The sequence below is a fragment of the Janthinobacterium darwini genome (assembly GCF_051380905.1).
Taxonomy (GTDB): Bacteria; Pseudomonadota; Gammaproteobacteria; order Burkholderiales; family Burkholderiaceae_D; genus Janthinobacterium.
Genome location: NZ_JBNYXX010000001.1, coordinates 2,559,295 through 2,584,223 on the forward strand (window position 1 = coordinate 2,559,295; position 24,929 = coordinate 2,584,223).

20 protein-coding genes are annotated in these 24,929 nt (G+C 63.0%); 6 read left to right on the forward strand and 14 right to left on the reverse strand.

Going from position 1 to position 24,929, the window contains the following annotated elements; all coding sequences use genetic code 11:
* Positions 1-26 precede the first annotated feature (26 nt).
* Entirely contained in the window at positions 27-3,065 is a 3,039-nt protein-coding gene (locus ACQ4WZ_RS11765) for a CHASE domain-containing protein (RefSeq protein ID WP_436573478.1), read from the reverse strand.
* 140 nt (positions 3,066-3,205) lie between these two features.
* Complete coding sequence (locus ACQ4WZ_RS11770) at positions 3,206-4,096, reverse strand: LysR family transcriptional regulator (RefSeq protein WP_101480784.1); 891 nt, start codon at positions 4,094-4,096, stop codon at positions 3,206-3,208.
* Between the two features lie 108 nt (positions 4,097-4,204).
* Between ACQ4WZ_RS11770 and ACQ4WZ_RS11775 the strand changes: the two genes are divergently transcribed.
* Complete coding sequence (locus ACQ4WZ_RS11775; protein ID WP_436573479.1) at positions 4,205-5,206, forward strand: cyclase family protein; 1,002 nt, start codon at positions 4,205-4,207, stop codon at positions 5,204-5,206.
* Between the two features lie 2 nt (positions 5,207-5,208).
* Here ACQ4WZ_RS11775 and cobA read toward each other — a convergent pair whose 3' ends face one another.
* The 11 genes from cobA to ACQ4WZ_RS11830 form a co-directional block, all read right to left on the reverse strand.
* Entirely contained in the window at positions 5,209-5,979 is a 771-nt protein-coding gene (cobA, locus tag ACQ4WZ_RS11780; protein WP_133992224.1) for a uroporphyrinogen-III C-methyltransferase, read from the reverse strand.
* Positions 5,980-5,993: 14 nt separating this feature from the next.
* Positions 5,994-7,184: a CmpA/NrtA family ABC transporter substrate-binding protein gene (locus ACQ4WZ_RS11785; protein WP_436573480.1), complete on the reverse strand. Its 1,191-nt coding sequence runs from the start codon at positions 7,182-7,184 to the stop codon at positions 5,994-5,996.
* A 169-nt stretch (positions 7,185-7,353) separates the two neighbouring features.
* Positions 7,354-7,992, reverse strand: a complete 639-nt coding sequence (locus ACQ4WZ_RS11790) for an ANTAR domain-containing response regulator (RefSeq protein ID WP_101480781.1) — start codon at positions 7,990-7,992, stop codon at positions 7,354-7,356.
* Positions 7,993-8,065: 73 nt separating this feature from the next.
* Positions 8,066-9,565 carry a CoA-acylating methylmalonate-semialdehyde dehydrogenase gene (locus ACQ4WZ_RS11795; RefSeq protein ID WP_101480780.1) on the reverse strand — a complete coding sequence of 500 codons (1,500 nt, stop codon included), beginning with the start codon at positions 9,563-9,565 and terminating at the stop codon, positions 8,066-8,068.
* A gap of 14 nt (positions 9,566-9,579) precedes the next feature.
* Positions 9,580-10,377, reverse strand: a complete 798-nt coding sequence (gene iolB, locus ACQ4WZ_RS11800; RefSeq protein WP_436573481.1) for a 5-deoxy-glucuronate isomerase — start codon at positions 10,375-10,377, stop codon at positions 9,580-9,582.
* Positions 10,374-11,288: a myo-inosose-2 dehydratase gene (gene iolE, locus ACQ4WZ_RS11805; RefSeq protein ID WP_436573482.1), complete on the reverse strand. Its 915-nt coding sequence runs from the start codon at positions 11,286-11,288 to the stop codon at positions 10,374-10,376. Before iolE ends, iolB begins: the two co-directional genes overlap by 4 nt.
* Position 11,289: 1 nt before the next feature.
* Positions 11,290-13,119, reverse strand: a complete 1,830-nt coding sequence (gene iolD / locus ACQ4WZ_RS11810; RefSeq protein ID WP_436573483.1) for a 3D-(3,5/4)-trihydroxycyclohexane-1,2-dione acylhydrolase (decyclizing) — start codon at positions 13,117-13,119, stop codon at positions 11,290-11,292.
* On the reverse strand, positions 13,116-15,062 hold the full coding sequence (locus ACQ4WZ_RS11815; RefSeq protein WP_436573484.1) for a bifunctional 5-dehydro-2-deoxygluconokinase/5-dehydro-2-deoxyphosphogluconate aldolase: 1,947 nt from the start codon (positions 15,060-15,062) through the stop codon (positions 13,116-13,118). Before ACQ4WZ_RS11815 ends, iolD begins: the two co-directional genes overlap by 4 nt.
* 8 nt (positions 15,063-15,070) lie before the next feature.
* Positions 15,071-15,856, reverse strand: coding sequence for an ATP-binding cassette domain-containing protein (locus ACQ4WZ_RS11820; RefSeq protein ID WP_101480775.1), 786 nt, complete (start codon positions 15,854-15,856; stop codon positions 15,071-15,073).
* Positions 15,857-15,859: 3 nt separating this feature from the next.
* Positions 15,860-16,981 (reverse strand): ABC transporter permease, encoded by a 1,122-nt coding sequence (locus ACQ4WZ_RS11825; RefSeq protein ID WP_101484474.1) that lies wholly within the window; start codon positions 16,979-16,981, stop codon positions 15,860-15,862.
* 171 nt (positions 16,982-17,152) lie between these two features.
* Positions 17,153-18,157 (reverse strand): sugar ABC transporter substrate-binding protein, encoded by a 1,005-nt coding sequence (locus ACQ4WZ_RS11830; protein WP_092802645.1) that lies wholly within the window; start codon positions 18,155-18,157, stop codon positions 17,153-17,155.
* A 300-nt stretch (positions 18,158-18,457) separates the two neighbouring features.
* On the opposite strand from ACQ4WZ_RS11830, the gene ACQ4WZ_RS11835 reads away from it, so the two are divergent.
* The 5 genes from ACQ4WZ_RS11835 (at position 18,458) to ACQ4WZ_RS11855 (ending at position 23,748) form a co-directional block, all read left to right on the forward strand.
* A complete protein-coding gene (locus ACQ4WZ_RS11835; RefSeq protein WP_071077880.1) occupies positions 18,458-19,324 on the forward strand; it encodes a MurR/RpiR family transcriptional regulator in 867 nt (288 codons plus the stop codon).
* On the forward strand, positions 19,317-20,303 hold the full coding sequence (iolG, locus tag ACQ4WZ_RS11840) for an inositol 2-dehydrogenase (protein WP_436573883.1): 987 nt from the start codon (positions 19,317-19,319) through the stop codon (positions 20,301-20,303). The genes ACQ4WZ_RS11835 and iolG overlap by 8 nt, the downstream gene beginning before the upstream one ends.
* A 28-nt stretch (positions 20,304-20,331) precedes the next feature.
* On the forward strand, positions 20,332-21,354 hold the full coding sequence (locus ACQ4WZ_RS11845; protein ID WP_436573485.1) for a Gfo/Idh/MocA family oxidoreductase: 1,023 nt from the start codon (positions 20,332-20,334) through the stop codon (positions 21,352-21,354).
* Between the two features lie 122 nt (positions 21,355-21,476).
* Positions 21,477-22,694, forward strand: a complete 1,218-nt coding sequence (locus ACQ4WZ_RS11850; protein ID WP_436573486.1) for a hypothetical protein — start codon at positions 21,477-21,479, stop codon at positions 22,692-22,694.
* A gap of 25 nt (positions 22,695-22,719) precedes the next feature.
* Complete coding sequence (locus ACQ4WZ_RS11855) at positions 22,720-23,748, forward strand: ParB/Srx family N-terminal domain-containing protein (protein WP_436573487.1); 1,029 nt, start codon at positions 22,720-22,722, stop codon at positions 23,746-23,748.
* Positions 23,749-23,818: 70 nt separating this feature from the next.
* Here ACQ4WZ_RS11855 and ACQ4WZ_RS11860 read toward each other — a convergent pair whose 3' ends face one another.
* Positions 23,819-24,928, reverse strand: coding sequence for an ABC transporter ATP-binding protein (locus tag ACQ4WZ_RS11860; RefSeq protein WP_101480771.1), 1,110 nt, complete (start codon positions 24,926-24,928; stop codon positions 23,819-23,821).
* Position 24,929: the final 1 nt, after the last annotated feature.

The following is a 24,929-nucleotide window of genomic DNA, read 5'->3' on the forward strand; positions in this document are numbered from 1 at the left end:
AAGGCATATTATCGCCGCTGCCTGCGTCAGGGGGAGTCGCTGGCGACAAATTCCAGTGAAATTTGTTCTGCCACCTGCGCCAGAGCCGGCTCCAGCGCCGTCAGCAGGGCGCGCGCCTGCGGCAGGTCGCCGCCCAGGCGCAAGCCTTCGATCGACGTGCACAGGCTGGCGAAAGCATGGGCGCCCACGGCCAGCGCCGACGATTTGCTGCGGTGTCCCAGGTCGGCCAGGCGGCCCAGGTCTTCCAGCGCCATGGCCTGCTCCATTTCGGCGATGCCGTCGCGCGCCGTATCGAGAAACAGCTGGGTGTATTTGCGCATCTTCACGGCGTCATTGCTGAATGTGAGCGCCAGGGTGGCCAGGTCAAGGATGGCCGTATCGCGCAATTCCAGCGATGCGGCCGATCGCGGCGCTTTCGGCACTGCCGCCAGCCTGTCGCCCGCGCGCGCATGACCGATGCTGCCGATGCCACCGCGCAGGCGGAACCATTTCGCCAACAGGTGAAACAGCAGATTCGGGGCGATCGGCTTGGTCACGAATTCATCCATGCCGGCCGCCAGGCAGCGGGCACGGTCTTCGCTGCCCGCATTGGCCGTCATGGCGATCACCAAGAGGCCGCTGAGCCTGGGGTCGGCGCGGATGCGGCGCGTCGCCTCGAAGCCGTCCATCTCCGGCATTTGCACGTCCATCAGCACGCAGTCGTAGCGCTGGTGTGCCAGCAATTCCAGCGCTTCGCGGCCATTGCAGGCAACGCAGACAGTGGCGCCGGCATCTTCCAGCAATTCGCAACCCACCTGCTGGCTGAAGACGTTATCCTCCACCAGTAGGATGGATGCGCCGCGGATCACGCCCAATACTTCGGGCTCCACCTCGGCGATGCGCTCGTCGCCCGCCTGCGCGCTTTTCTCCAGGCGCGCCGTGAACCAGAAGGTGCTACCCAGGCCCGGCTGGCTGTACACGCCCACCTTGCCGCCCATGAGTTCAACCAGCTGTTTGCTGATCACCAGCCCCAGGCCGCTGCCGCCATACTTGCGCGTGGTCGACGGGTCGGCCTGGTGGAAGGATCGGAACAGCTGGGCCACCTCTTCCTGCTTCATGCCGATGCCCCGGTCCTGTACCTCGAAGCGCAGCATGGCGTGGCTGCCGCGCTCCTCGGACTGGCGCACGCGCACGAAGATGCTGCCATTGTCCGAAAACTTGATGGCGTTGCTGGTCAGGTTCAGCAAGACCTGCTCCAGGCGCAGCAGATCGCCACGCCAGCGCTGCGGCAGCTCGGGTGCGATATCGAACTGCAGCGTCAATCCCTTGACGGCGGCCGCATCGCCGAGCTGGCTGGCGATGTTTGCCAGCAGGGTGTCGAGCCGGAGGTCCAGCACTTCCAGTTCCAGCTTGCCTGCCTCGATCTTGGAAAAATCGAGGATATCGTTGATCAGGCCCAGCAAGTGCTGGCCCGAATGGAATATTTTTTGCAGATAGTCGCGCTGGCGCGCGTCAGCCACGGATTTCAGCGCCAGGTGCGCCATGCCGATGATGCTGTTCATCGGCGTGCGGATTTCATGGCTCATGTTCGACAGGAAGTCGCTCTTGGCCTGGCTGGCCGCGTCGGCCTGCTCTTTCAGACGATGCAGTTCCGTCACGTCGGTGGACAGGCCGATCAGGCCAGTGACGGGACCGGGCAATCCCAGCGGCACCTTCACGCTCCACAAGTGATGCACCTGCCCCTGCGCATCGACGAAGCGCTCCTCGCCGACGAACTTGGTGCCGCTGTCGAACACCTGGCGTTCGGTCAGCTGTGCGGCCGCCGCCGCATCGCCGAGCATCAACTCGCCATCCTGACGACCTATCAGCTGCTCCGCCGAACGGCCCAGTATCTTCGCCGTGCGCGCATTCACGTAGCGGTAGCGCAGGTCGGCATCCTTCATGTAGACGTAGGCGTCGACGCTGTCGAGTACCGTATCGAGCAGGGTGCGCTGCGCCACCGCGTTGCGTCGCGAACGGTACAGGGTAAAAATATAGCCGTAAATGAGCAGGGTGCCGGCCACACCGACGGCCAGCGCCAGCCATGGAAAATAGCGGTCAAAGCCGCTGTACATCTCCACCTTGCGCACGCGGAAATGGGCTTTCCACAGCCCCCCCTGATATACGATGGGTAGGACTTGGTCAAAATAAGTGGCATCGCTGCCCGCTTGCGGCGGCGGTATCGCCAGATCGCCGTCATCGTTGAACAGCAGACGATCCTGCGGCGTGATGCGCAGGACGCCTTGGGCCGGCAGAGGTTCGACCGCGCTGTACAGGGTCAGGTGCAGCGGTTCCAGTGCGCTGCGTTCGAGCGCGCTGTGCACCAGCTGCGCCACGCCAAAACCGATGCCCACTGACCCCTGGTAAGCGGCGCGGCGCTCGGCCATGCTGCCTTGCGGCATGCCATTGCGGTACACAGGCAAGCGCATGCCCAGGCCCACATGCGCGGGCGGGCCCTTGATCATGATCACCTGTCCCGATGCGCTGAGCTCGCCGCTGTCGCGCGCCTGCGCCAGGGCCTGCGCCACCAGCGGGTTGGCGCCGATATCGACGCCCATGCGTTCTGGCAGCAGGGAATCGGGCTCCAGGTAAGTGAGCACGGTGTATTCCGGCCGCTCGCCGGGCGGGCGAATGGTGAATGCCGGATAGCCGCGCGGCGACAGGCTGGAGTCGCGGCGCACCTCGGCGACATAGGCCGCGCGCTGTGCCTGCGTCAGCGCCACCGCATAATTGACCGATTCGATGGCGGGGAACTGGCGCGCGATATCGAGGCCGGCCACGTAATCGTGGAACTGGCGGCGCGTCAGATGCTCGCTGGTGCGGAACAGGGCTTCGAGGCCGCGCAGCAGGTCGGCATAGCTTTTCACCCGCGTGGCCAGGCTATGCTGGGCGTCATGCGTGAGATTGTCGAAACGCTGTTCGGCGTCGTCATTGACCGTGCGCGCCGCGCCAGCGTACAGGGCGCCGCCCACCGCCAACGCCAGCAGCAGGCCGCCTGCCCATATCCTGATGCCTGATCCCGCCCCGCCCTTGCTCAAAGTGTGCATTGTCAATCGCTTATTCCGGTTCCTCGAATGGGCCGTGCAGGCAGCCCAGCAAGTACGAGGATACTATCAAAGCCCCTGCACGACGCGCTTGTGGACGAAAAAAAGCGTGCGCGATGGTTGCCCTGGAAAACACCGCGTCCCTATGCCGTCTGCAGCACCCCCGCCAGGAAGTCGCAAAAGGCGCGCACCTTTTCCTGCACATGGCGTCCGTCGGGCGTCAAGGCATACACGCCGCGCCTGGCCATGCCGTGCGACGGCAGCACGCGCACCAGGGCGCCGCTGGCCAGCAGCGGCGCGGCGACGAACGATGGCAGCGCGCCCACGCCGATGCCCGCCACCAGCATGTCGGCCAGCAGCAGGCTGCTGTCGGCGGAAAAACGCACGGGCAGCACGATGCTGCTCGCCCCTTCCGGGCCATCGAGCTGCCAGACGCCGGGGCTGTCGGCCAGGCGGTAGGCCAGGCAATCGTGGTCATGCAGATCCAGCGCCCGCAGCGGCGTGCCGCGCCGCGCCAGGTAATCGGGCGCCGCGCAAATCATCTGCTCGACGTCCCCCAGGCGGCGCGCCACCAAGGACGAATCGGCCAGCGCGGCGCGGATGCGCAGCGACACGTCATAGCCCTCGCCCACCACATCGCGCAGGCGGTCGTCCAGCGTCAGTTCGAGCTTGACTTCCGGATAGCGGGCCATGAAATCCGGCAGCAGCGGCGACAGCACTTTCAAGCCAAACGACAGCGGCGCATTCACGCGCAGCCGCCCCGCCACCTTGCCAGCGCTGCCGCGCGTAGCCAGTTCCAGCGCATCGACCTCGTCAAGCAGGCGGCAGCATTCCACATAGTAGGCGCGCCCGCCGTCCGACAAGCTCATGCGCCGCGTGGTGCGCACCAGCAGCACGATGCCCAAGCGCGCCTCCAACTGGCGCACTTGCTTGCTGATGGCCGCCGCCGACTGGCTCAGGTCCAGCGCCGCCTTGCTGAAGCTGTCACGCTCGACCACCTTGCGAAACACGCGCATGTGCGCGAGGACATCCATCATTCTTTCCTTGCAGTTGAATATCTTATTATTTTATCGCTGATTATCATGCAAATGAAAAACAATATGATGCTGGCTTCTTTCTTCACCTGACACAAGGAGCACCCCATGTTCACCGTCCCTTCCCCGTTAACAACCGTGCCCCTGCTGCTGGCCCTCCTGGCCGGCACAGCACAGGCAACGCCGGCCACCGCCGCCCTGCCTGAAGTGGGCATCAGCCCCTGGGGGCCGAAAGACGAAATCGGCCGCCTGAACCTGATGACGCCGGCCTCGCGCACCGCCATCCTGGCGCGCATCGATGGCGGCAAGAGCTATGACCTGGCCGTCGATTTCCATATCGGCATGCCCAGCTGGCAGGCGGCCGGCGATCCACCCTACCAGATGTGGATGACGCACACGCCGAAAGGCAATGTGGTGGCCGACTCGATGCGAGTGGGCGAACAGATGAACCGCCACGTCAGTTACACGGGCTCGGCCGTGTCCATGTATGCGCACATGGGCACGCATATCGACGCGCTCAACCACTTCGGCCTGAACGGCAAGATCTGGAATGGTTTTACGGAAGCGCAATACCTGGGTGACCGGGGCTGGACGGTGACAGGCGCTGAAAAGCTGCCGCCCATCGTCGCACGCGGTGTGCTGATCGACGTGGCCGTGGCCAAGGGATTGCAACAACTGCCCGACAATTACCGGGTGACGCGGCAGGACCTGCGCGCGGCGCTGGCGCATCAGAAGGTCACGCTGGAAAAGGGCGACGTGGTGCTGATACGCACGGGCCGCATGCAGCACTATGAGCAGGCGCAAGCGTACATGGCGAATCCCCCCGGCCTGTCGCTCGATGCGGCGAAATTCCTCGTGGAAGATGGCGGCGCCATGGTGGTGGGGGCGGACAACCTCAGTTTCGAAGCGTTCCCCTCCGAAGTGGCGGGCAATTACCTGCCCGTGCACACCTATTTGCTGGCGCAGCAGGGCACGCCCATCATGGAACTGGTCGACCTGGAAGCGCTGTCGCGCGACAAGGTCTACCAGTTTGCCTTCATCGGCGCCTCGCTGAAATTTCGCGGCGGCGACGCGGCACCCATCCGCCCAGTGGCACTGCCGATCCGCTAGGGTCAGACGGCAGCGGCCTGCAAGGTAGCGGCGCCGTGGTCATCCCAGGCATCGGCGCAGCGCACCACGTCGCCCACGACGATGATGCTGGGGCTGCCCAGGCCGCTCGCCAGCAAGTCGTGCGGCAAGGCGTGCAAGGTACTCAGCAACTGGCGCTGCGCCGGCAAGCTGGCCGACTGCACCACGGCTACCGGCGTGCCCGGCGCCATGCCGCCTGCCAGCAAGCCCGCCTGGATGGCCGCCACCCGCGCCACGCCCATGTAGATGACCAGGGTCAGGCCGCTTTGTGCCAATGCCGCCCAGTTCGGTTCGGAGGCGCTATCCTTGCCGTGGCCCGTGACGAAAATCGCGCCCTGGCTCCAGCTGCGGTGCGTCAGCGGCACGCCGATGGCCGATGGCGCGGCCAGGCCGCTGCTGATACCGGGTATGACCTCGACGGCCACGCCGTGGCTGTGCAGGTAGGCGCGCTCTTCGCCGCCGCGCCCGAACAGATAGGGGTCGCCCCCTTTCAAGCGCACCACATGCAGTCCGGCGCGGGCTTCGGCCAGCATCAGGCGCTCGATGAAGGCTTGCGGCGTGGACGCGCAGCCGCCCCGCTTGCCCACCTCGACCACGCGCACGCCAGGTGCCGCATGCGCGAGGATGGCCGGGTTGACGAGGTCGTCGATCAGCACCACGTCGGCCCGTGCAATGGCCTTCACGGCCTTGATCGTCAGCAAGTCCGGATCGCCTGGCCCCGCGCCGACAAGTGTCACGCTACCCTGTTGTGCCATGATGCACTCTCCAATCAGAAAAAATGGCCGATGGCAAACGATGCCGCGTACGCTTCCGGCGCGCTGCCATCCCACACCACGCCGTCGCACAGGGTAGAGCTGCGCAGGGCAGATGGCGGCAAGGGCGTGGCCGTCATTTCCGCCGCCTGGCGATACAGGTCGATGCGGTTCACCTGCCTTGCCACCGACAGGTAATCGGGCTCGTCGCGCAGCAAGCCCCAGCGCCGGTGCTGGGTCATGAACCACATGCCGTCGGACAGGTAGGGGAAATTGACGGCGCCGCCCTGATAAAACTTCACACAGTGCGCCTCGTCCCAGGTCTTGCCCAGGCCATCCTGATAATGGCCCAGCATGCGCGGTACCAGCATTTCCTGCGGTGTATTCAAGTAAGCGGGCTCGGCCAGGGTGGCCGCCATGGCCAGCCGGTTGGCATCGCTGGCGTCGATCCAGCGCCCCGCCTCGAGCACGGCGGCGATCAGGGCGCGGCAGCTGTTCGGATGCGCCTGCGCAAATGCGGCGCTGGTGCCCAGCACCTTGCCCGGATGGTCGGGCCAGATGGCGCCGCTGGTGGCGGCCGTCACGCCCACGCCGTCGACGATGGCCTTGTAGCCCCACGGTTCGCCCGCGCAAAAACCGTCCATCTGGCCCGCGCGCAGGGACGCCACCATTTGCGATGGCGGCACCGTCATCACGCGCGCGTCGCGCAGCGGGTCGATGCCATGCGCGGCCAGCCAGTATTGCAGCAGCATCGCGTGGTTGCCGGTCGGAAAAGTATGCGCAAACGCAAAAGGCCGCGCCACGGTGCGCATATGCCGCGCCAAAGTGGGACCTTCGTGGGCACCCTCGCGCGCCAGCGCCGCAGACAATGTCACGGCCTGGCCGCTATGATTGAGGTTCATCAATACGGCCATGTCGCGCTGCTGCCCACCGATGCCCATCTGCACGCCATATGCGAGTCCGTACAATACGTGGGCGGCGTCGAGTTCACCGTTGTTCAATTTGTCGCGCACGCCGGCCCACGACATCTCGCGTCTCAGTTCGATCTTGATGCCATATTTCTCGTCCAGGCCGAGCTTCGAGGCCATCACCAGCGAGGCACAATCGGTCAGCGGCAGATAGCCGATGCGTAGCGTCTGTTTTTCCGGCGGCAGGGTCCGCATCACCTGAGAGCCATGCCCTGCCTCTTTGCCCACTTGCGCCGTCATACTATTCCTTGATGATAAATACTGTTTTTCCGCGCCACCATGGGCAAGGCTCTCCCCGTCCAGCAGCAAGGACCGTGCCTAGACTGAGCCAAATATACGCCCTGTTCAGAAAGGCTGGCAACGCACCGCGATGGTGCACTGCACCAGCATGTGTCAGGAAATGGACGGGTCATCCCAGCAAATCCTCCACGTCGAGGATGCGCTGGGCAATGTCCGCCAGCTTCAGTTTCTTGTTCATGGCCATGCTGCGCAAGCGCTGGTATGCCTGCTCTTCCGTCAAGCCCTGATGCGTCATCAACAGGCCCTTGGCCCGTTCGATCACCTTGCGTTCCAGCAGCTTGTGCCGCGTGTCGAGCAATTCGGCGCGCAATTTTTCTTCCTGGCGGAAGCGCGCCAGCGCCACGTTCAGCACGGGCAAGATGCGCTCGGCATGCAAGCCGGCCACGATATAGGCGGACACGCCGGCCGCCATGGCCGCGTCGATGCTGGCCGTGGCGCCGTCTTCCGTAAACAGGACGATGGGGCGGCGCTCGTCGCGCGTGGCGATGACGATGTGCTCGAGCACATCGCGCGCATCCGATTCGGCATCGATGATGATGAGGTCAGGCTGCAGCTGCGCAATGCGCTCAGGAAGGTAGAGGTCGGCTGGCAGAGAGGCGACGATGTCAAAGCCCGATTCCAGCAAGCCGATACGCAAGGCATTGCCGCGCTGCACCTGGGCAGCCAATGCCGCATCCGCGTGCACGCCGTGCTCGACGATGGTGTTGACGACAACGATGCGCAAAGGCTGGGTACGGCTGGACGTCATGGGAGCATTCTGCAATGGCTAAACAATTAACCATTGCAGTAAGCAAGAAGCGAACCAGATGGCGCTCTATGCCTTACTTCAGGGTCGGCATGGCAAATTCGGCACCGGCGGCCGTGGAGGCTGGCCAGCGCTGCGTCACAGCCTTCTGCTTCGTATAGAAGCGCACCGATTCCGGGCCATGCGCGTGGTGGTCGCCGAACAGGCTGCGCTTCCAGCCGCCGAAGCTGTGGAAGGCCATCGGCACGGGAATCGGCACGTTGACGCCGACCATCCCGACTTGCACCCTGTGCGTGTATTCGCGCGCCGTGTTGCCGTCGCGCGTGTAGATCGCCGTGCCATTGCCGTATTCATGCGCATTGACGAGATCGAGCGCCGTGGCGAAATCGGGCACGCGCACGATGCACAGCACGGGGCCGAAGATTTCCTCTTTATAGATGGTCATTTCCGGCGTGACATGGTCGAACAGGCTGCCGCCGAGGAAAAAGCCATTTTCATGGCCCGGCAGCACGAAGCCGCGCCCGTCGGCCACCAGCCTGGCGCCTTCCTTGACGCCCGTGGCGATGTAGCCGGCGATCTTTTCCTTGTGCACTTGCGTGACGACAGGACCCATTTCCGCTTGTAAATCCATGCCCTGCGTGATTTTCAAGGCCGCGATGCGCGGCACCAGCGCTTCGACCAGCTGATCGGCGACATTGCCCACCGCTACGACGACAGAAATGGCCATGCAGCGCTCGCCCGCCGAACCGAAGGCGGCGCCCATCAGGGCGTCTATCGTTTGCGGGATATCCGCGTCGGGCATGACGACCATGTGATTTTTCGCGCCACCCAAGGCTTGCACACGCTTGCCCTGCGCGCAGCCGGTGGCATAGATATACTCGGCAATCGGCGTGGAACCGACAAAACTGACGGCGCGCACGTCCGGGTGGTGCAGCAAGCCGTCCACCGCTTCCTTATCTCCCTGCACCACGTTGAAAACGCCGTCCGGCAAGCCCGCGTCTGTCAACAGCTGGGCCAGCAGCAGGCTCGCCGACGGGTCCCGCTCGGACGGTTTCAAGACAAAGGTATTGCCGCAGGCAATCGCCATGGGGAACATCCACATCGGCACCATGACAGGGAAGTTGAAGGGCGTGATGCCGACGCAGACGCCCAGCGCCTGGCGGATGGACCAGGCATCGATGCCGCCAGCCACCTGTTCCGAGTACTCTCCCTTCATCATTTGCGGAATGCCGCAGGCAAATTCCACTACTTCGATGCCGCGCGTCACTTCCCCTTTGGCATCCGTAAACACCTTGCCGTGCTCGGCCGTGATCAGGGCGGCCAATTGATCCGCATGTTCTTCCAGCAATTCCTTGAATTTGAACATGACCCGCGCGCGGCGCAAGGGCGAGGTTTGCGACCAGGCGGGAAAGGCCGCGTGGGCAGCGGCCACGGCCGCGTTCAGCTCGGCGGCAGTCGCCAGCGACACCTTGGCCGTGACGGCGCCCGTGGCGGGATTGAAGACGTCGCTCGTACGCTCGGAGCGCGAAGCCATGGGGTTGCCACCAATAAAGTGGCCGATCTGTTGCGTTGTCATAGCAGGATCCTCGATTATTTGGTATTCATCAGCCACTCATGGGCCGGGTCGTTTTTAAAATGCCACACGCGTTTCGGGCCGGCCATCACGTTCAGGTAATAGCCGTCGTAGCCATACGGCACGGTCACGGGGTGGTAACCCCTGGGCACCATCACCACGTCGTGGTTTTCCACTGCCATGGCCTCGTCGATGGAGCGGTCATCCGTGTAGACTCTTTGGTACGCAAAGCCCTGCTCGGGATTGAGGCGGTGGTAATACGTTTCTTCCAGTGAACTTTCCAGCGGGACGTTGTCGCTGTCATGTTTATGGGGCGGATAGCTGGACGAGTGGCCGGACGGCGTGAGCACCTCCACCACCAGCAAGCCATCGGCCTCTGCCGTCTGCGGCAGGATGTCGCACACATAGCGGGTATTGGCGCCCTTGCCGCGCACGGAGCGCGTCATGGTGGCCGGTTCGATCAGGCGTGCCGGGCGGTGCGTTGTGGCTGGCGCGCTGCACAAGGCCACTTCGGCGGCGTCCACCGCCGTGATGTTGACCTTCGCCTCCAGGGGGACATACACGGCATATGGCGAGCGGTCCTCGAAGACGCTGGCGCGCCCGCCGATGGCCTCCCAGCTCTGCTCTCCCGCCTGGACGGTGACCGTGCCCGTCAATACGACGATGCACAGTTCGCGGCTGCCCGTGTCCAGATTCAACTGTTCCCCTGCAGCCAGGCGGTGCGCGGCAAAGCCCACATGCGTCCAGCCTGCCGACTCGGGCGTGACCTCGACGATGGTGGCGCCAGGCCGCGCCTTGACCAGCAGCGGGCTCATGCTGCCTCCCGGCCCAGGCGGGGAATGGCGCCGACGAGCTGGGCCAGGTAATCGTGGCCCATCTTGGCGTACTGGTAACTGGGCGCGACGGCCGGGTCTTGCTCCGCCTCCACGACCAGCCAGCCCTCGTAGCCGTGCAGATACAAACGCCTCAGGATCGCCGGAAAGTCGATGCAGCCGTCGCCAGGCACGCTGAAGGCGCCATTGATGACAGCCTGCAGGAAACTCCAGTGGCCATTGCGGGCCAGTTTCACCACGTTGGGGCGCACATCCTTGCAATGCACGTGGCAGATGCGATCGATATGCTTGTTTAACACCGCCACCGCGTCGCCGCCGGCAAACGTGATATGACCCGTATCAAACAACAAGCCCACTTCCGGCCCCGTCAAGGCCATCAGTTGATCCACGTCGGCCGGGGTTTCCACGTAGGCACCCATGTGATGATGGTAGGCCAGCCGCACGCCATGCGCCAGCAGGTGGGCGGCAAAGGCCGTCAGTTTGTCCGCATATGCCTGCCATTGCTGCTGCGTCTGGAAACGTGGACGTTTATACAGGGGGCGGGCTTCGCCCTGGATAGCGTCGGCCACTTCGCCGTAGACCATGACGCTGGCGCCGCTGTCGGCAAGCAAGCGTAAATGCGAGGCTACGGAAGCGATCTCTTCTTCCACCGAGCGGTGCGCCAGCCGGCCCGAATACCAGCCGGACACGCACGCCAGGCCATACTTGCCCAGCACGGCATTCAGCGCGGGGGCATCCTTGGGAAACTTGTTGCCCAGCTCGAAACCCACGTAGCCAATCTCGGCGCCCTCTTTCAGCGCTGTCTCCAGGGGCGTTTCGCCGCCCAGGCTTGGCAAATCGTCGTTCATCCACGAGATCGGGTTGATGCCGATCTTGACATTCCAAGTGTTCATCTCAATTCCTTTGTTTCAGGCGGTCAAGTTCATAACGGGCGCGCGCAGCTTGCACGCCTGGCTGGGTGGACACCTCGGGCACGGCCACTTCCCACCAGCAACCACCCTCTTCTGTCGTGCGCGTATCGTCCGTCTTAATGCAAATCAGGTAGGTGCGCGAGGCGGCGCGGGCGCGCAGCATGGCCTGTTCCAGTTCAGCAATCGAGTCCACGTGTTCGCTCATGGCGCCCAGCGATTGTGCATGCAGGGCGAAGTCGACCACGGGTGCGCTGTCGGGCAACATATTGTTGAACGAGGCATTGCCGCACGCCTGCTGCAATCGGTTGATACAGCCATAGCCGCGGTTATCCAGCACGACGATGATGAGCTTTTTATCCAGCATGACGGAGGTGGCGATTTCCGAATTCATCATCAGATAGCTGCCATCGCCCACCATGACGATCACCTCGGCATCCGGCTTGGCCATCTTGACGCCGAGGCCGCCGGCGATTTCATAGCCCATGCACGAATAGCCGTATTCCATGTGGTAGCCGCCCGGCGTACTGGTACGCCACAGCTTGTGCAGCTCGGCCGGCAAGGTGCCTGCCGCGCAGACGACGATGTCGCGGGTGGTGGAATCCCTGGATGAACGCTGCACGGCACCGATGACTTCACCGTCGTACGGCAAGCCGGCGACTTCCCGCTGGCCGGTGATGCCTGCAACTGTCGCGCGCCAGGCATTGCCCGCCTGCTGCGCCCGGTCCAGCCAGTGGCCCGCGCTGTTCCAGCTGCCCAGCAGCCGCGACAGTCCCTGCAAGCCCAGCGTCGCGTCCGCCTGCAAGCCCAGGCCACGGCGTTTCAGCGCGTCAAAACTGTTGACGTTCAGGCTGAGCAACTGCGCCTGCGCAAACAGGGAGTGCGAGCCGGTCGTGAAATCCTGCAGGCGCGTGCCGATGGCCAGCACCACGTCCGCGTCCGCCGCCAGCGCGTTCGCGGCGGGCGAGCCCGTCACGCCGATGGCGCCCAGCTGCAAAGGGTGGTCCCACGGCAAGGAACTTTTACCCGCCTGGGTTTCCGCCACGGGAATGCCGTGGCGCTCGGCGAACGCCTGCAAGGCGGCGCTGGCCTTGCCGTACAGCACGCCGCCACCGGCCACGATTAGCGGCTGTTTCGCATTTTTCAATAGCAGCGCCGCTTCTTCCAGTTCGGATTCCACCGGCGGCACCGCGCGGAAACGCACGACTCTCGGCTCGAAAAAGTCGACCGGATAGTCATACGCCATCGTTTGCACGTCTTGCGGCAGAGACAAAGTCACGGGGCCGCAGGCGGCCGGATCCGTCAAGGCGGCAATGGCGCGTGGCAAGGCCGTGAGCAACTGTTCCGGATACACGATGCGGTCAAAATAGCGCGACAGCGGTTTGAAGGCATCGTTCACCGACACGCTGCCATCCGTGGCATCTTCCAGCTGCTGCAGCACCGGGTCCGGTGCGCGAGAGACGAACCCGTCGCCTGGCAGCAAGAGCACGGGCAAGCGGTTCACATGCGCCAGGGCGGCGGCCGTCAACAGATTCGTGGCGCCCGGGCCGATGGAGCTGGTGACGGCCATCATGCGCCGGCGCATGTGGGCTTTCGCATACGCAATAGCCGAGTGCGCCATCGCCTGTTCGTTGTGGGCGCGGTAAGTGGGAAAGCTGTCGCGATACTGGTACAGCGCTTCGCCCAGGCCAGCGACATTGCCGTGGCCAAAGATGGCGAAGGCGCCGCCAAATAATGGTTCGCCCCCTTCCACCCGCAAGGCAGCCAGGTAGCGCACCAGCGCCTGCGCCATGGTCAATCTGATCGTGGCGCTCATGCTGCACGCTCCAGGTGCTTGCGCGTACGCTGCCACAGGCCAATAAGCTGTTCGAAGTTGGCGCGCACGGCGGCAATCAGGCCCGCATCGTCGAGTTCGCCTGCCAGCCAGCGGCGGCTCGGTTCCTGGAAGATGGTGCGTCCTACCATGAAGCCGCGGCACGTCGTGCTGGCACTGGCTTGGTCAAAACTGGCGGCAAGTTTTTCGATCGGAGCATTCAAGCCCAGCAAGACGACGCCACGGCAATAGGGATCGCGCTCGTGCACCAAGGCATCGATGGCTTGCCATTGCCGGGCCGACATGCTTTCCAGCTTCCACCATTCGGGGTAAATGCCCAGGTTATACAGGCGCTTGACGGCACGCAAGACGGTATCGTCACTCTGCGGCAAGGCGTCCGACGGTATCACTTCCAGCAACAGTTCGTGACCGCTCACTTGCGCCGCGTCATACAGGGCCTTGATCTGCGCTTCCTGTTCCAGCCGGTTTTCCACGGCATCATCGGGGTGCAGCTGCACCAGGCATTTGATCACGTGTTCCTTTGGCCAGCTGAGCAGGTGCGAACCGATGGAACGGCCCCAGTCAAATTGCAGCGGGTTAGATCCCGGCAATTCCACGGGACGGCCTATCCACCAGCCCCGCCCCGTCGCATCGTTGAGCGCATCGACACCATAGCGGCCATCGATCAGTACGCCCGTCTTGCCAGCCAGCTGCAAGGCCGTTTCCGTCTGGGCCACGGCTTGCACCATCAATTGCTTCAAAGCCGAGATACGCGATTCGGCTGCGCCCGTTTGTTGTGCCAGCTCAAAGAACTGCGTGCGATGATCAAACGCAAACACGCACAACTCATCCCATTGCTTGCGCGCTACAGTCGTGCGGTGCAGGCGCGACAGGGTCGCATCCTGGTCCGGCTGCGTCAGTGTCGCCGCATGGGCCAGGAAATAGTCGAGCTCGACTGGCGACGGCATGGCCGGCGCGCAACCGTGGCGCGACACGACGAGGGCGCCGCAGCCATTCGCATAGCGGCAGCACGCCTCGTAATCCTCGCCGCGCAGCCAGCCTTTCAAGAAGCCGGAAAGAAAAGCGTCGCCGGCGCCCAGCACGTTCAGCACTTCCACGCGCACGCCACGGTAGTTGTATGCCTCGTCGAGACTGTGCGGAATGGTCGTGTCGATGACAGCGCTGCCCAGCGGGCCCCGCTTGACCACCAGTGTGGCCAGGGTGGCGGCCCGCACGGCGCGCAAGCTGGCCATGATATCGGCACCGCCGCCGGCGATCATGAATTCCTCTTCCGTGCCGACGATCAGGTCGAACTGCGGCAGAATCGCCTGCAGGTGGCGGGTCACGCCTTCGTTGGAAACGAAACGCGTTTCGCCGTCGGCCTTTCCCGACAAGCCCCACAGCACGGGCCGGTAATCGATGTCGAGTACGGTACGCACGTTGTTGGCACGCGCCAGCTTGAGCGCCTGCGTGCTGACGGCGTGCATGGCGCTCGTAGAAAAATGCGTGCCGGTGATCAGGAGCGCTTTGCTCGACGCAATGAAGGCCGCATCCACCGACGACGCGTCGATGGCCATGTCGGCGCAATTTTCCCTGTAGAAGATCAGGGGGAAGGTGTTTTTATCCTTGATGCCCAGCATGACGAGGGCCGTCAGGCGGTCGCGGTCGATGCCCACATGGCTGACGTCGCAGCCTTCCTTCGACAAAGTATCGGTGAGGAAACGTCCCATGTGGTCGTCGCCCACTTTCGACAGCATGGCGGACTGCAAGCCCAGCCTGGCCGTGCCGAAGGCGATATTCGCCGACGAGCCGCCCAGGTACTTGGCGAAACTCGTCACGTCTTCCAGGGTGCTGCCGATCTGCTGCGCATACAGGTCCACCGCCAGGCGGCCCAGGCAAATCACGTCCAGCGCGCGGCCCTGGGCAAATTGTGTCGGGTTATTCATGGTTATCCTTAAATCGTGACACCGTCGAGTTCAGCCATCAGCGTTTGCATTTCCGCACCGCCCGCCATCATGTCGAGTACTTCGTCCTTGGAAACGGTTTCCTTGGTGTAGGTACCCAGCGACCTGCCCCGGTTCAAGAGGGTGAACGAGTCGCCCACGGGATAGGCATGATGCACATTGTGGGTAATAAAGATCACGGACAAGCCCCGTTCGCGCGCCTTGTAGATCAGTTTCAGCACATTGAACGACTGCTTCACGCCCAGCGCGGCCGTCGGCTCGTCGAGGATCAGCACGCGCGCGCCGAAGTGAATGGCGCGGGCAATGGCCAGGCATTGCCGCTCGCCGCCCGACATGGTGCCCACGGCCTGGTGCGGGTCGCGCACCATGATGCCCATGTCGGCCAGCTTGTCGCGCGCCGTGGTGGCGGCGTACTCCATATCCATCACGGGCAGCACGCCGAACATTTTCCTGATCGGCTCGCGCCCCATGAAGAAATTGCGCGCCACGGACAGCAATGGCACCAGCGCCAGGTCCTGGTAGACGGTAGCCACGCCCAGGTCCAGCGCCTCTTTCGGCGAATTGAAGCTGACGCTCTTGCCGTCGACCAGGTAGTCGCCGCTGGTGGGCCGGTGCACGCCGGCCAGGGTCTTGATCAGGGTCGACTTGCCGGCGCCGTTGTCGCCCAGCAGGCAATGCACCTCGCCCGGTTTCAAACGCAGGGTGACGTTTTGCAGGGCGATGACGGAGCCGAAACGTTTGCTGATATTTTCCAGCGCAAGGATGTATTCGCTCATGGTTTATCTCGCTTCCGTGACGCGGGCACGGACAAAGTTGTTGAACAGTACCGCGATCAGCAACATGACGCCGAGGAAGACGCGGAACCAGTCCGAATTGATGTTGGTATAAGTAATGCCGATCTGCACCACGCCGAAAATCAGCGCGCCGAAGCAGGCGCCGACGACGGAACCGTAGCCGCCCGTCAGCAAGGCGCCGCCGATGACGGCCGCGATGATGGCTTCAAATTCCTTCTGCATGCCGCGGTCGGCGGCAGCCGATCCCACGTCAAATACTTGCAGCGTGGCAAACAAACAGGCGCAGAAAGCGGTGAAGACAAACAGCGATACCTTGATTGTTTTCACGGGCACGCCCACATTCTTGGCAGCGTTGGCGTCGCCGCCGACGGCGAAAATCCAGTTGCCGATGCGGGTACGCGCCAGGACGAAGCCGGACACCAGCGCCAGGCCGGCCCACCAGACGATGACCTTGGGTATGCCCTTGACCAATGGCGCGCCATTGTCGAGCGCCGTGATCCAGCCCGCCTTGGCCATCCAGGCGAACAAGGAGGTGCCCACTTCGCCATGGAACAGCGTCAGGGCCAGCCAGTCGTCGGCGGCCAGCGCGCCGATGCCGCTGACGATGGTGCGGTTGGCAAACATGATGGACAGGGCCAGGGTCAGGCCGCGCAGGATGAACAAAAAGGCCAGGGTGACGATAAACGACGGCAAGCGCGTCTTGATGACCAGGTAGCCGTTGAGCCAGCCCAGCGCCATCGAACCGGCAAAGGCGAACAGGATGGCGGCCCACACGGGCCAGTGGAAGTAGACGGAAGGGATGGCGATCATCATGCCGGCAAAGCCGATCATGGAGCCGATCGACAGGTCGAATTCGCCGGCGATCATCAATACGCAGGCGCCGATGGCGATGATGCCCAGGTAGGCGGCCACTTGCGCCCAGTTGATCACGCCGTCGAGGTTGAACATGCCAGAGTCGCCGGCCGTCAGGATGAAGAAGGCGAACACCAGGATGGCGCCCGAGATCGAGGCGAATTCCGGGCGGCTGAACAGCCGCTTGAGCCAGCTGACCTGCCCCACGCGTTCATCGGCGCCCTGCTTTTGCGGCGGCGTGCCCGAGGCGGCCATGCCACCCTGCTTCACGCTTAATTTCACGGTACTCATGCTATGTCTCCCTTGTTTTATAGCAACCTGCCAGCCTAAACAACCATTCCAGGGCGGCAGGACCCGCGCGCCGGCAAGCATGGCCTGCGCGCGGGGACAACGACTAAGGTATTGGTGGAATTGAAAAGCGGGGGCTTAACGGAACTGGCCGGCGTATTTCTCCACCTTGCCGATATTGTCCTTGGTGACATAACCAGGACCGGAACCGATATGGCGCGGGCCATACGATGGTGCCAGGCCATATTCGGCCAGGCGCGCCTTGAACTTGGCGTTATTGATCAGCTTTTCGCGTACCTTGGCCAGGTCCGTGGTCTTGTCCTGCTTCATGATGGCCAGCACGGCAACGGGGATATAGCCTTGCAGGTAGGGTTGCTGGTCGATGGCGAACTGGATGCTGCCATCCTTGATGCCTTTCGAGATTTCATCGGACAGGTCGAAGGTGGCGAACCACATCTTGCCCTTCAAGCCCATTTTTTCCAATGCTTTCAACGAAGCGTGGGCCGAGGTGGGCCCCAGCGCCAGCACGGCCTGGGTTTTCGGGTTGTTGCGCAGATAGGCGCTCAACTTGCTTTCGATGGTGGTGGGATCTTCGCCCGCATCCAGGGTGGCGGCCTTGAAATCGACGCCGATGGCCTCGGCAAAGCCGCGGCAACGCTCGAACGACGATGGATTCGTCGCATAGTGGTTAACACAGACGAAGGACTTGATGCCGGCCGCCTTGGCTTTTTCGCCGGCACCCTTGCCAGCCTCGTACTCAGGCTGGCCCACGTGCATCACGGCGCCCAGCTGCTCGCTTTGCGCCAGGGTGCCGGAATTAATCGTGACAAACGGAATCTTCTTGGCGGCGACAAGGCCCAGCGGTTTTTGCAGCACGCTGAAGTCGGCGATGCTGACGATCACGCCGTCGTAGTTGCGGGCTGCCGATTGCTCGACCAGGCGCGCCATGTCGGCCAGGTCGCCATTCGGCGGGTTGCGGTAGTCGACGGTGACATTGAAGTCTTCACCTGCTTGCTTGACGGAATTTTTGATCGTGTTCCACCAGGAATCGGAATCAGGCGCATGGCTGATCAACACGAATTTCTCGCCCGCCGCGTGGCTGGCGCTCATGCCCAGACCCAGTCCCAGGCCGAGGCCCAGCATGGCCAGGCTCTTCAGAAATCCCTTACGCTTATTGCTTTGCATGAATGTCTCCTTGAAGGATTAATTTTTATAGTTGCCAGCTTTTGTCGCGTGTCAGCGGGGAACCGGAAAACCGGCAAGACCCGATGCACTGCGCACAGCTTAGGCCACAAAAAAGACAAATGCAATAAAATTTTCAAAATATATTTAAATAGAAAATCATTTCTATTTTCTGCATTCACTCCTATAATTCTCGCCAGAACCAGCCGCGTGCATCGACCATCGCGGCCCAGTCAGTACATAGAGCACAAAGGAAACAACATGGCAGCCACCGCCCCCATCGAACAGCTGATGCAGCACATTGCCGCCGAGTACGACAATCTGTCGCGCCAGTTGAAAGTCATCGCCCAATACATCGAAAAGCACCGCGCCAGCCTGATGCTTGAGCGCATCAGCGATATCGCCACCGCCTGCGACGTGCAGCCATCGGCCATCGTGCGTTTCGCGCAGCGCTTCGGTTACACGGGTTTCAGTGAAATGCAAGATGTGTTCCGCCAGGCATACACAGACCAGGCCGGCGCCACGCCCGACTACCAGCAGCGCATCCGCAAGCTCATTTCCACGCGCGACGCCGCGCTCAGCGCAGGCGACCTGACGCGCGAATTCGTCGGCGCCAGCCGTGCCGGCCTCGACGACCTGGCCGCCGGCCTCGACGACGCGCAGCTGGAAGCGGCCGTCAACCTGCTGCTCAAGGCTGAAAATATTTATGTGATCGGCGTACGCCGGTCGTTTCCGATCGCCTCCTACATCGCCTACGCGCTGGAACACACGGACAAGCGCGTGCACCTGATTAGCGGACTGGGCGGCATGCACCGCGAGCAGATGCGCAGCGTGCGCGAACGCGATGTGGCGATCGCCATCAGTTTCTCGCCTTACGGCAAGGAAACCCAGCAGTGCATCAAGGCAGCGCAAGACAAGGGCGCCAAGGTACTGGTGATTACCGACAGCAAGCTGGCGCCGCTCGCACGGGCCGCCGACGCGCTGTTGACCGTCACCGAGGGCAGCGCCTTCGCTTTCCGCTCGCTGACCAGCACCATCTGCCTGTGCCAGGCGCTATTCATCGCGCTGGCATACAAATTAGAACTCGACATCGAAGAAATCCACACCCCAGGAGAACATGATGATTGAAGTAGCGTTGTTCGGCGCCGGACGCATCGGCAAAATCCACGCGGCCAACCTGGCCGCCCAACCCGGCGTGCAGTTCAAATACGTGGTTGACGTCAACCAGGAAGCGGCCGCCGCGCTGGCCGGCCTGCACGGCGGCAGCAGTGCCACCGTGGAAGCGGCACTGGCCGACCCGGCCGTCAAGGCCGTCGTCATCGCTTCCAGCACGGACACGCACGCGGACCTGATACTGCGCTCGGCCGCTGCTGGCAAGGCCATCTTTTGCGAAAAGCCCGTCGACCTGACGCTAGACCGGGCACGCGCCTGCGCCGCCGCCGTCAAGGAAGCCAAGGTCATGTGCATGCTGGGCTTCCAGCGCCGCTATGATCCCACCTTCAATGCCGTCAAGACACGTATCGAAGCGGGCGAAATCGGCACGCCGGAGCTGCTCATTGTTACCAGCCGCGATCCGGGCCCGCCACCCGTGAGCTACATCAAGGTCTCGGGCGGCATCTTCAAGGATATGCTGATCCACGATTTCGACATCTTCCGCTGGATACTCGACGATGAAGCCGTCAGCGTGCACGCGACGGGCAGCTGCCTGGTCGACCCGGCCATCGGCGAGGCGGGCGACCTGGACACCGCCGTCGTCACCATCCGCACGGCAAAAGGACGCTTGTGCCAGATCAATGCCTCGCGCCGCGCCGCGTATGGCTACGACCAGCGCTTCGAAGTGCTGGGCAGTGCCGGCATGCTGCAGGCGGGCAACCACAAGCCGACGGAAGTGACGGCGTACGGTGCTGTCAACGTCAGCGTGGACAAGCCGGAAGATTTTTTCCTGGAACGTTATCGCGTGGCGTACGCGCAGGAAATGGCGCATTTCTTTGACGCCCTCAGCCACGGCACGCCGCTGCGCACCACCGTCCATGATGGCTTGAAGGCTCTGGAACTGGCCGAGGCGGCCACGCTGTCGTGGCGCGAACAGCGCGTAGTCAATTTATAAACCAATAATAAAAATATCTGGAGACACCATGTCATCCCCAACATTAAAAGTCGGCATCGTCGGCCTGGGCCGACTGGGCCAGCGTCACGCCATCAACCTGGCGCAGCGCGTGCCCAACGCCGAAGTGGTGGCCGCCTGCAGCCCCGTGCCGGCCGAACTCGACTGGGCGGCCAGCCAGCTGGGCGTCACCACCGGCTATGCCGACTATGATGCCCTGCTGGCCCACCCTGGCCTGGACGCCGTGTTCCTCGTCACGCCCACCTCGCTGCATGCGGAGCAGATCATCGCCGCCCTGCGCGCAGGCAAGCACGTGTTTTGCGAAAAGCCGCTGTCGCTGGACCTGGGCGACTGCCTGAAAGTAGAGGCGGAAGCGGCGCGCCATCCGCAGTTAATCATCATGATCGGCTTCGTGCGCCGTTTCGACGCCAGCTACCATGACGCGCAGCAAAAGATCGCCCAGGGCCTGATCGGCAAGCCCTATCTTGTGCGTTCGCAAACCTGCGACCAGAACGACCCCAGCGGCGCCTTCATGCGCTTCGCCCCCACCAGCGGCGGCATCTTTCTCGATTGCAGCGTGCACGATATCGACCTGGCGCGCTGGCTGCTGGGCAACCCCGTGCCCAAACGCGTGTATGCGAGCGGCACCAACGCCATCCACACGGGCTTGCAGGCGTACGGCGACGTCGACAATGGCCTGGCAACGGTCGAGTTTGCCGATGGCAGCATGGCCAGCTTCATGGCGTCGCGCACCATGGCGCATGGCCATGAAACCCTGACGGAAGTGTTCGGCACGGGCGGCCGCCTGGCCGTAGGCAGTAATCCGCGCCTGAACCGCGTGGAAATCTCGGATGCGCATGGCGTACGCAATGAATGCACGCCAGACTTCTATGCCCGCTTCGCTGACGCTTTTCTGATCGAGGCGCAGGAGTTTACGGATGCGGCGCTGGGCCGGCGCATCCTGTCATTGACCTTGCACGACGCGACAGAGGCGACGCGCATCGGCCTGGCCATGACGCAAGCGATGCGCGCAGGACGCCCGGTCGAGTTCTAGGAGGCCGCCAGCGGACATGGTTGCACGGGCTGCACCGCCAGGCGCAGCCCATCAGTGAAACCGCCCCCTGGCATTGCGCTATACAATAAGCGCCTGACCATTTCCGCCCCTGCCGCGCCGCCATGACGATCAACGACAGCCATTCCCCCATTCTTGCCCACGTGGCCGAACGCTACGTCAAGCTGGTCCTGGCCATGGGCCAGCACGATGCCTCGTATGTCGACGCCTATTACGGCCCGCCCGTTTGGCAGGCTGAAGCGGTCGAACAGCAACAGGGTTTGAGCGACATCAAGGCTGCTGCGCATGAAGCGCTGGCCCTGCTGGCTGACGGACACTGCCTGCGCGCCCTCAACCTGCGCAAGCAGTTGCAAGCCGTACTGGCCAAGGTGGACATGCTGCAAGGCGCACGCCTCGATTTCGATACGGAAAGCACGCGCCTGTACGACGCTGTCTCGCCGCACCACGACCGTGCCTGGTACGAACAGCTGGTGGCGCAGATCGATGCCCTGCTGCCCGGCGACGGCACGGTGTGCGACAGGGTCAACGCCTTGCGCGCGCAACTCGTCATTCCCGCAGACAAGCTGCGCGCCGTCATGGATGCGGCCATCCGCGCGGGCCGCGAGCGCACCTTGCAGTACATCGCCCTGCCCGAAGGCGAAGATTTCGTGCTGGAATTTGTGACAGATAAACCCTGGAGCGGCTACAACTGGTACAAGGGCAATTACCAGAGCGTGATCCAGATCAATACGGACTTGCCCGTGTATATAGACCGTGCGGTCGACCTCGGTTGCCACGAGGCTTATCCGGGCCACCATGTCTACAATGTGCTGCTGGAGCGCGACCTGGTACGCGGCAAGGGCTGGATGGAGTACTGCATTTATCCGCTGTATTCGCCGCAATCCTTGATCGCCGAAGGCACGGCCAATTACGGCATCGAACTGAGTTTTACGGAGACGGAACGACTGAATTTCGAGCAGCAGGTGCTATACCCGCTGGCCGGCCTGGACCCTGCGCTGGCGCCCCGCTATGCGCAACTCAATGCGCTGCTGGCCAAACTCGGCTACGCCGACAACGACATCGCGCGCCAGTACCTCGAAGGTAGCATCACGCGCGAAGAAGCACTGGAATGGCTGGTCAATGTGCGCCTGTATCCGGCCGAAAAATCCGCGCAACGCCTGCAGTTCTACGATGCCATGGGTGCTTATGTCATCAATTACAACCTGGGCCAGGACATGGCGAAAGCCTATGTCGAGCGCCAGGGCGCCACGCGTGCCGAGCACTGGGCCGCCTTTCGTGACCTGATGTCTTCGCCGCGCGTGCCCAGCGCGCTGCTGGAATGAGGCGCAAACGATAATGGAGAGTCGCATGCACACGACGCACACTGCCAGCGCCCTGCTGCTGGCCCTGTCCTTCAGCAATGTGGCGTGGGCCAGGGATGCGGCCGTCGCCACGGCAGCGGCGCTCAGTGCCCGCCAGCAGGCGCTGATGGCCACCGTGGTGGGCAGCGCAGCGCATCCGCGCATTCTGCAGGTGCGCCTCGATGAACTGCATCCCACCCAGCTGGCCATCGGCTACGACCAGGTGTATTACAAGCTGGGACGCTATGCCGCCGAAGAAAAGCACATCGCCGACATCGCCAAACCAAAGAAGTTCGCCGACCTGTGTGTAGCCAATGGCCAGGGCGACGTCTTGCCCAACACGGCCAATGTGGCCGGCGCCACCCTGGCCGCGCCACCGGCCGCCTACCGCTGCAAGGCGGCCGTGGGAAGCCGTCCGCATGACATGAAGACTGTCGTGATCGGCCCGAACGGCACCCTGTACCTGACCGATGGCCACCACACGTTTTCCACTTTCTGGGATGCAGACAATGGCCAGAACCATCAGCTGAAAGTGTGGGTCAAGGTGACGGACAATTTCAGCAAGCTCAATGAAGACGATTTCTGGACGCAGATGAAGAAGGCAAACAAGGTCTGGCTGAAAGATGGCAGCAACAAGGCCATCAATACCAGCCAGCTGCCGGCCTCCATCGGCTTGAAAGCCCTGGGGGATGACCCATACCGCTCGCTCGTCTACTTCACGCGCGACGCCGGCTACGTGGTGCCATCGACGGCCACGGAATTCCTCGAATTCTACTGGGCAGACTGGCTGCGCAAGCAGGCCGGCATTGACCTGGCAAAGACCGACATGCGCGATGCCAGCAGCTACATGGGCACCATCAGGAGCGCATCGATGGCGATGGCGGGCCTGAAGGCGAACGATATCGTCAGCGGCGGCATGACGGCGCAAACGCTGGGCTGGACGGGTGTGTTCAAGCAGGGGGCGCTGGACGAGCTGGTCACGCCGACGGGCAAGCTGCGCTACGCCATCGCGTACAAGCAATCGCTGGCCAAATAGGCGCGCCGGCGTAAACAACAACGGCCCGCCTGTCAGCTGACAGGCGGGCCGTTATCTATGCAGATACTGCTTACGCGATGCGTTCGCCATTGGCCGGATCAAACATGGCCGCCTTCGACAGGTTGAACGACAGTTGCATGGTCTGCCCCGGCAGCACGGCTTCGCGCGGATGCGTGCGGCAAGTCACGGCAGCACCGTTCAGGCGCGTCGTCAGCAAGGTATCGGGGCCGGTTGGCTCGACCAGGTCGATCAGGCAGCCCAGTTCCTGGCCCACGTCGCCGTGCGCACTGCTCATGTCCGTGATCTGCTCCGGGCGCACGCCCAGGATCACGTCGCGGCCCGCATAGCTGCGCAGCTTGTCGGCGGCAAATGGCAGGGCCAGGCGCATGCTCTTGCCCGCATTCTCGATGGCGACAAACACCTCGTTGCCCTCGATGACAGGCTTGACGGTGATGAAGTTCATCGATGGCGAGCCGATGAAACCGGCCACGAACAGGTTGGCCGGATTGTCATAGATCTCCTGCGGCGTGCCCAGTTGCTGCACCACCCCATCCTTCATGACGGCGATCAGGTCGCCCATGGTCATCGCCTCGATCTGGTCATGCGTGACGTAGACGATGGTGGCCTTCAGGCGCTGGTGCAGCAGCTTGATCTCGGCGCGCATTTCCACGCGCAGCTTGGCGTCCAGGTTCGACAGCGGTTCGTCGAACAGGAACAGCGAGGGCTTGCGCGAAATGGCGCGCCCCATGGCGACCCTCTGCCGCTGGCCGCCCGACAGCTGCGCCGGACGGCGGTCGAGCAAGTGTGTGATCTGCAGGGTTTCGGCGACACGGGCGACGATTTCTTCCTGCTCGGCCTTCGGCACTTTTTTCACGTTCAAACCAAACGCGATGTTTTCGCGCACCGTCATGGACGGATACAGTGCATAGGACTGGAACACCATGGCGATGTCGCGGTCCTTTGGCGGCAGGTCGTTGACGACCTTGCCGTCGATGAGGATTTCGCCCGAGGTGACGCTTTCCAGGCCGGCCACCATGTTGAGCAAGGTCGATTTGCCGGAGCCGGAGCCGCCGACGAGGATCAGGAACTGGCCATCCTTGATCTCGATGTCGATGCCCTTGAGGACTTCGACGCCATTCGTGTACACCTTGCGGATACCGCGTATCGATAAACTGGACATA

What these genes read in the sequence shown, in the direction of transcription:
- cobA (WP_133992224.1), bottom strand. Translation starts at nt 5,979, where the DNA reads ATGGCACAACAGGGTAGCGTGACACTTGTCGGCGCGGGGCCAGGCGAT.
- iolD (WP_436573483.1), bottom strand. Translation starts at nt 13,119, where the DNA reads ATGAGCGCCACGATCAGATTGACCATGGCGCAGGCGCTGGTGCGCTAC.
- ACQ4WZ_RS11850 (WP_436573486.1), top strand. Translation starts at nt 21,477, where the DNA reads ATGACGATCAACGACAGCCATTCCCCCATTCTTGCCCACGTGGCCGAA.
- ACQ4WZ_RS11820 (WP_101480775.1), bottom strand. Translation starts at nt 15,856, where the DNA reads ATGAGCGAATACATCCTTGCGCTGGAAAATATCAGCAAACGTTTCGGC.
- ACQ4WZ_RS11855 (WP_436573487.1), top strand. Translation starts at nt 22,720, where the DNA reads ATGCACACGACGCACACTGCCAGCGCCCTGCTGCTGGCCCTGTCCTTC.
- ACQ4WZ_RS11785 (WP_436573480.1), bottom strand. Translation starts at nt 7,184, where the DNA reads ATGACGGCGCAAGTGGGCAAAGAGGCAGGGCATGGCTCTCAGGTGATG.
- iolG (WP_436573883.1), top strand. Translation starts at nt 19,317, where the DNA reads ATGATTGAAGTAGCGTTGTTCGGCGCCGGACGCATCGGCAAAATCCAC.
- ACQ4WZ_RS11835 (WP_071077880.1), top strand. Translation starts at nt 18,458, where the DNA reads ATGGCAGCCACCGCCCCCATCGAACAGCTGATGCAGCACATTGCCGCC.
- ACQ4WZ_RS11845 (WP_436573485.1), top strand. Translation starts at nt 20,332, where the DNA reads ATGTCATCCCCAACATTAAAAGTCGGCATCGTCGGCCTGGGCCGACTG.
- ACQ4WZ_RS11815 (WP_436573484.1), bottom strand. Translation starts at nt 15,062, where the DNA reads ATGAATAACCCGACACAATTTGCCCAGGGCCGCGCGCTGGACGTGATT.
- ACQ4WZ_RS11770 (WP_101480784.1), bottom strand. Translation starts at nt 4,096, where the DNA reads ATGGATGTCCTCGCGCACATGCGCGTGTTTCGCAAGGTGGTCGAGCGT.
- ACQ4WZ_RS11830 (WP_092802645.1), bottom strand. Translation starts at nt 18,157, where the DNA reads ATGCTGGGCCTCGGCCTGGGACTGGGTCTGGGCATGAGCGCCAGCCAC.
- iolE (WP_436573482.1), bottom strand. Translation starts at nt 11,288, where the DNA reads ATGAACACTTGGAATGTCAAGATCGGCATCAACCCGATCTCGTGGATG.
- ACQ4WZ_RS11795 (WP_101480780.1), bottom strand. Translation starts at nt 9,565, where the DNA reads ATGACAACGCAACAGATCGGCCACTTTATTGGTGGCAACCCCATGGCT.
- ACQ4WZ_RS11860 (WP_101480771.1), bottom strand. Translation starts at nt 24,928, where the DNA reads ATGTCCAGTTTATCGATACGCGGTATCCGCAAGGTGTACACGAATGGC.
- ACQ4WZ_RS11825 (WP_101484474.1), bottom strand. Translation starts at nt 16,981, where the DNA reads ATGGCCGCCTCGGGCACGCCGCCGCAAAAGCAGGGCGCCGATGAACGC.
- ACQ4WZ_RS11765 (WP_436573478.1), bottom strand. Translation starts at nt 3,065, where the DNA reads ATGCACACTTTGAGCAAGGGCGGGGCGGGATCAGGCATCAGGATATGG.
- ACQ4WZ_RS11790 (WP_101480781.1), bottom strand. Translation starts at nt 7,992, where the DNA reads ATGACGTCCAGCCGTACCCAGCCTTTGCGCATCGTTGTCGTCAACACC.
- iolB (WP_436573481.1), bottom strand. Translation starts at nt 10,377, where the DNA reads ATGAGCCCGCTGCTGGTCAAGGCGCGGCCTGGCGCCACCATCGTCGAG.
- ACQ4WZ_RS11775 (WP_436573479.1), top strand. Translation starts at nt 4,205, where the DNA reads ATGTTCACCGTCCCTTCCCCGTTAACAACCGTGCCCCTGCTGCTGGCC.